This is a genomic window from Kitasatospora sp. NPDC024654, assembly GCF_055559155.1.
The window spans coordinates 1-5,724 of record NZ_JBVHLF010000178.1 but is presented as its reverse complement, the minus strand read 5'-3'; the positions used below and the strand labels follow the sequence as shown (position 1 = coordinate 5,724).

Genomic DNA, 5,724 nt, shown 5'->3' with positions numbered 1-5,724 from the left:
GACCAGCTCTACCCAGCCAAGCTCCCCGAAAGCGCCCCCGCACTACCCAACACGCCCACCGAGTGATCGGCTACACCACCAAGTGGGACACGACCCCCGGCAGCTGCGCACCTGTGAAGCTTTGAGGCAAGATCGGCTACACCACTCGGCGGGACACGACCCGGCAGAATCGTGCTTCGGCGCCTGGGCGATGCCTTGAGCGACCTCGTCAACGGCCAACCACTGTAGTCCCGCCGCCCGCACTGGCAGCGCGATGCTCCTGCAGTAGGCGAACGATCTTATCGGTTGCCTCCACTGGGTCGTCGTGCTCCCAGACCCGGACGACTGTCCATCCCGCGTCGAGCAGCTTGCGGTTCGTCTCGGCGTCTCTCACCCGGTTGCCAGCGATCTTCTCTCGCCAGAAGTCGGCGTTCTTCGTAGAGGCACGGTAGTGCTCCGGGCAGCCGTGCCAGAAGCAGCCGTCCACGAAGACAGCAACCCGATCTCTGGGAAAGACCACGTCCGCCTTTCTCCGCACCTCGGCGAGCGGTCGGGCGTCTACTCGATAGCGGAGTCCCCGCTGGTAGAGCAGCCTGCGCAAGGCTAGCTCCGGCCCGGTGTCCTTGCTGCGGTTGGCGCGCATCGACGCACGGACCTCCAGCGAGGATGCCTTCGACTCGGGCGGCAACTGTTCCTCTGCGAGCAGCCCCTTCTCCCGCGCCTGGCGCCACGCTTCCGCCAGGTTCGCTGCCCGCGTGGAGTGCTCGACCTCGCAGACGTACCGCTCCTGAGTCTCACCATCCTGCGACCAGCGAAGGTAGGCCCGGATGCGGCGGGTCCTCCGGTAAAGCCGCAGGCTGATCGAGGCCCGAGCGAGACGCCCATCGCCGAGCGCGATACTCCGACAGTGACGACCACCCGCCGCACGATCCTGTTCGACGGAGGGTGTCACTGCGCCCGCGCGGCGCTTGTACGCGCGCTCCGGGGGGAGCTGCTGCTTCCAGCGCCCCCCTCCTTCTGGCCGTGGCATGACCTTACTTTCCCGCTTCGTCGAGCGCCTTGGAGACGGCCTTGGCGAAGTATTCTCCGAGAACGACCGGAACCGCGTTGCCAAGCTGCCGCATCTGTTCACCGCGGGGCCCGCGGCCAACCCATGCGTCAGGGAAGGTCATCACGCGGGCGGTCTCTCGGACGGTCATGTAGCGGTGCAGAGGGGTGTATCCGTCGGCCGCCTTGGAGTCGGGAACCCGATCGTCAAGCATCATGACTGACTCTCCCCCAGGCACGCCATGGACGCCGGCCTTGACGGTCTTCGCGGGCAGATCGAGCTCGTTGGGGGTGTGTCCCTTGTAGATCCTCGCGTCGGGCCACCCGATGTGGCCGGTGATTCCCAAGTGGGCGGCCTGTTCCGTCTTGCGGTCGAGACGATTCAGGTCGATCTCGGGAAGCGCGGGCAGCTCAACGTCTGTTCCGTATCCCTGGATCGCGTCGCGGAGCGTTCGCCAAGCGGGCAACCCCTCCTCACCGTCGCGCGGCCGGATCTTCTTGTCGATACCCACCCGGACCTTGTCACGGACGTGGGGTTTCACGTGGTCGTGCCGGCGCCAGTAGGCGCCGTCTTCGTCCCGCATCGACAGGAGCAACGCTTCCTTGGAGAAGCGCCGCTTCGAGTGCTCCTCGAAGAACTCGTCCGCGTCGATCCGCAGGTCCGCTCGGAAAGCCACCATGACGACACGGTTCCGGATCTGGGGGACGCCGTAGTCAGCGGCGTTGACCTTGAACACTCTGACCCGGTAGTGCTCATCGTTCTCGTCATCCCCCGAGAGACGGTCGATGATGCCCTTGAGCTTCTTGTCGTGATCCTGCCAGCGGTCCGTGTCCACGCGCTTCTCGAAGGGCAGCGTGAGCTCGCGCTGGATGTACTTGAAGTAGTCCTCGAACGAGGGGCGAAGCAGCCCTCGCACGTTCTCGCAGATCACGACCTTCGGGCGCATCTCCCGAATGGCGTTGAACACGGCCGGGAACATGTTCCGCTTGTCCTCGTCACCCTTGGCGACGCCGCCAGCACTGAACGGCTGGCAGGGTGGCCCTCCGGCGAGCACGTCTACCTCTCCTGCGAACGCAGTGAGGTCGAGGTCTCGGACATCCCCGGGATAGAGCGGCGCCGGCTGGCCGTCCGCTGGGGGCTGCGGCTTCTTGGACTCGGTGCGCTCGATCCCGAACTCGCCAAGCGTCTTCCGCGCGCTGGCCTCCAACGTCTCGCAGGCGCGCGCGTTGAACTCGTTGAACAGGAGCGGCCGGAACCCGGCCTGGTGGACCGCCATGGCAAGCCCGCCGCCGCCCGCGAACAGCTCAACACTCGTGCGCGGCTTCTTTGTCTCTTTGGGCTGGTCAACCATGCGAAAACTATACCGCGGAGTTGTCGATCTTGGGAGTGATTGACTCGAATGGGTCACCGGAGATTCGGCGGAGACCTAGGGTTCAGGTGATCACCATCGCGGATGAAGGAGCGCGGATGACCCAGGCGGCCAGGTCGACAGGCCAGGGCACCTACCACGACAGCTTCAGGCTCAGCATCACCAAGGCTCTCGGTGATCAGCTAGCGGAGGCGCTCGACTGCCTTACTCCAGCTCCTCTGACCGAGGCCGCTCTGGACGAGTTGGACGAGCGCCCGGGCGTCTACCAGCTCTACCGCGAGAGTGATGTCGATGGCGATGAGGACACTGGGTTCGTCTACGTCGGCAAGGCGGAGAAGTCGCTGCCCGACCGAATCCTCAAGCACCTCCGGAAGGTCGGCGGTCGGCAGGGGATGACGCCGGACGAGATGTCCTTCACCTGCCTGTACGTAGATGAGGACTTCTCGGCGCTCGCCCCCGAGAAGCTGCTGATCAAGCACTACAAGCAGCTGGACCAGATCCCTTGGAACAACAACGGCTTCGGCAACAATGATCCTGGCAAGCGACGGGACGACACCGTAGTCAGCCGCAAGCACTTTGACGCCAAGTTCCCGATCGACCTGGATCGAGCGATCACTGGCCTCAAGCCTGGACCGACGCCGCTCGGAAGGCTTCTGGCGCGTGTCAGCAAGGACGCCCCCTACACCTTCCGCTACCAGAAGAAGGAGACGGGTAACGCGTTCAAGGTCGAGGTAGAACTCCCCTCGGCCGATATGACGGTCGCGAAGCTCTTCAGCATCATCGCCACGGCACTGCCGGAGAACTGGCAGATTGCCGTACTTCCAGGTCGCGCGATCATGTACCCCGACGGTCGGCGCGACTATCCGAGTGTCTGGCGGTACTACCGCGGCGCCCAAGTGATCGACGTCAAGCCCGAGATCGACGAGAACGGAGAGATCCCCGAAGAGGACAACGAGGATGGTGCCGACTGAGGCGAGCGGCCAGATCACGCGGCGGGCCCCTTGCGGGAACGCGTCGCGCGGCAAGTGGCTCCGCACAGTCGGGCAAACCAGTGCAGGGGCGTGAAGACCGGCAGCAGCGGGTACACCCGATGCCATCAGTCCAGGGTGCCTCGCAAAGCTCGGGTCGTCCGAGTCAGAGGCGAGGCGTCCCGTGCTCCAAGTAGGAGGTCGCCGAGCGAGATCGGGCGGCAAGGCCAGCGTGGACTCGCCGGGCCAGGCGAGGGATGAGGAGCGCGTCGATCTGGTCGGCGGTGTGGAAGGCGTACTCACCGATCTCCACGCCGTCCAGGTTGATCTGAGCTCGCTCCTCTGCGGGGAGGATGCCCCCATCGAAGACGAAGAGCAGTTTGTCGCCCTCGGTCGGGTGGGGGGCCCAGTCCGCGACGAGGAGGCGGCCGATGGTCGGGGTGATGCCGAGCTCCTCCTTGACCTCCCGGGCCGCGCCCTCGCTCGGGGTCTCGCCGGGGTGCAGGTAGCCGCCCGGGATCTCCCAGCCCGGCTTGTAGGTGGGCTTCACTAGGAGCACGCGGTCAGCTTCGTCGAAGAACAGCACGCCGGCGGCGGTGCGCGGCTGGGCCACGGCCTCGGGTGCGTCGGAGTCGCTCATGACCATGACTGTAGCCGTCCCCGGCGGGCTACCCCACGATGCGCAGTCGCTGGGCCACGCCCGCGAGCTGGTGGCTCGGCTTGCCGCGCTGCTGCCGGATCCAGGTGGTCACCAGGCGCCGTGGGATGAAGTGGTAGCGGACTTGTTCCGGGGCCAGCTCCTCGGCGTCCAGTACCAGGGCGAGGGCCTCGTCCGTCCGGTTCTGCGCGCTGTAGGCGCGGGCCACTTCCAGGGTGTGCCGGACGGCGCGTGAGCTCCGGCGGCGCTGGAACCTGGGTGACGGGCCCGTCACACACCTGGTCCGGCGGATGGAGTCCCACGGCATCGTCGTTGTAGTGCCGCCCGCTGCGGACATTTCCGCCGCGACGGTCGACGCCTTCTCATCCCGGGCAGCGAGGCCGCTCGCAGTCCTGACGCCCAACCGCGCCGACGACGTCTTCCGGCACCGCTTCACCGCAGCGCATGAACTCGGGCACCTCGTTCTGCATGGTGATGCCACAGGCGACAGCCGTCAGGAGAAGGAAGCCGATGCCTTCGCAGCGGAATTCCTCACCCCGCAGGCCAGCATCCTGCCACTGCTACCGCGCCGCATGGACCTCGCCCGACTGGCTGAACTCCGACGTACCTGGGGCGTCTCCATCCACTCGCTGATCTACCGCTGCCGTGAACTCGGGCTCATCTCCGATGCCACGACCAGCCGCGCGTACCAGCGACTGCGTGCGCTGGACGGCCAGCCGGGCTTCACCGCCGAGCCTGTCAGCAGCTACTCCGGTGAACAGCCAGCTCTGCTGCGTCAAGCGTTCGAACTGGCTGCGGAGGAGGAAGGACTCACAGTGGAGAAGCTCGCACGGGAGCTGGCATGGAAGCCAGCTCCCGTGAGCGAGCTGTTGGGCGTGACCGACCAGCGCCCAGTGCTGCGACTCGTGCGCTAGTACTACAGGGCTAGATCTGCATCATCTGGAGGCGCATGCGCCGACGGAAGTGATGTCGCCTGGCCTCAATTTGGTGGCGGCGGCGGAGCGTTGACCAGTGCAGTGCGTGGCGTATCTCGTGGAGAGGGCGGCCGATGAGGTTGAACAGGCGGCGGGCCTCCGCCAGGCTCACCGGCCGCTTCCAGGGGCGAGGCCGGGCGCCCGCCATGGGGGATTCACCCGGTTGCGCCGGGTTCGTCCCCGCGGTGGCCACGGGTTGTCCACAGGTCGAGGGTCCCCTTTTGAAGCGTCTGGCGCATCGCCGCGAGCAGGCACAGGGCGAGCATGGCCATCGTGATGTGCCGGTACCAGGCGTCGTACTTGCGGACCTGGTACTGGTCGAGCCCGGCCTCCTGCTTCGCGGCCTCGAAGCACTCCTCGACCGGCCAGCGCGAGCCGACAGCCCGCACCAGTTCGCCGAGCGGGTCGCGGCGGGGGTTGAAGCAGTGAAAGTAGGCCAGCTCGGTCCCGTCCAGACTGCGCCGGACAAGGAACTGGCGTTGTGCGTCAGGGGTGTTGAGCACAGCCCAGTCGTAGGTGCGAAAGCCCTTGGCGCCGATGCCGCAGGCCCTGCGGGTGAAGGCGCGCTCGGGCAAGGCGGCCACCAGCGCGTCGATCCGGGCCGTGCGCCCGGCCGCGTCGGTGACCTCGGTGCTCTTCGGCACCGCCATCACATACGACAGCGACCGCTCCTCCAGGAAGGCCCGCAAGCCGGGGTTCTGCCCAAACTCCTCGTCGGCCAGGAACCA

At 66.5% G+C, this 5,724-nt stretch carries 7 protein-coding genes; 2 read left to right on the top strand and 5 right to left on the bottom strand.

What is annotated here, in order from left to right:
* Nucleotides 1-208: 208 nt before the first annotated feature.
* Together ACZ38L_RS38155 and ACZ38L_RS38150 are read right to left on the bottom strand one after the other, a co-directional pair.
* Nucleotides 209-1,009 (bottom strand): very short patch repair endonuclease, encoded by an 801-nt coding sequence (locus tag ACZ38L_RS38155; protein ID WP_465702507.1) that lies wholly within the window; start codon nucleotides 1,007-1,009, stop codon nucleotides 209-211.
* Between the two features lie 4 nt (nucleotides 1,010-1,013).
* A complete protein-coding gene (locus ACZ38L_RS38150) occupies nucleotides 1,014-2,378 on the bottom strand; it encodes a DNA cytosine methyltransferase (protein ID WP_465702505.1) in 1,365 nt (454 codons plus the stop codon).
* A gap of 116 nt (nucleotides 2,379-2,494) precedes the next feature.
* On the opposite strand from ACZ38L_RS38150, the gene ACZ38L_RS38145 reads away from it, so the two are divergent.
* Entirely contained in the window at nucleotides 2,495-3,367 is an 873-nt protein-coding gene (locus ACZ38L_RS38145) for a GIY-YIG nuclease family protein (RefSeq protein WP_465702503.1), read from the top strand.
* Between the two features lie 163 nt (nucleotides 3,368-3,530).
* Here ACZ38L_RS38145 and ACZ38L_RS38140 read toward each other — a convergent pair whose 3' ends face one another.
* Together ACZ38L_RS38140 and ACZ38L_RS38135 are read right to left on the bottom strand one after the other, a co-directional pair.
* Nucleotides 3,531-4,004 (bottom strand): NUDIX domain-containing protein, encoded by a 474-nt coding sequence (locus ACZ38L_RS38140; RefSeq protein ID WP_465702501.1) that lies wholly within the window; start codon nucleotides 4,002-4,004, stop codon nucleotides 3,531-3,533.
* Between the two features lie 28 nt (nucleotides 4,005-4,032).
* Entirely contained in the window at nucleotides 4,033-4,230 is a 198-nt protein-coding gene (locus tag ACZ38L_RS38135; protein WP_465702499.1) for a hypothetical protein, read from the bottom strand.
* An 82-nt stretch (nucleotides 4,231-4,312) separates the two neighbouring features.
* Here ACZ38L_RS38135 and ACZ38L_RS38130 point away from each other — a divergent pair, with 82 nt between their 5' ends.
* Nucleotides 4,313-4,936 (top strand): ImmA/IrrE family metallo-endopeptidase, encoded by a 624-nt coding sequence (locus ACZ38L_RS38130; protein WP_465702497.1) that lies wholly within the window; start codon nucleotides 4,313-4,315, stop codon nucleotides 4,934-4,936.
* A 215-nt stretch (nucleotides 4,937-5,151) separates the two neighbouring features.
* Here ACZ38L_RS38130 and ACZ38L_RS38125 read toward each other — a convergent pair.
* Nucleotides 5,152-5,724: IS701 family transposase (locus tag ACZ38L_RS38125; protein ID WP_465702495.1), on the bottom strand; the 573-nt coding region annotated here is incomplete at its 5' end.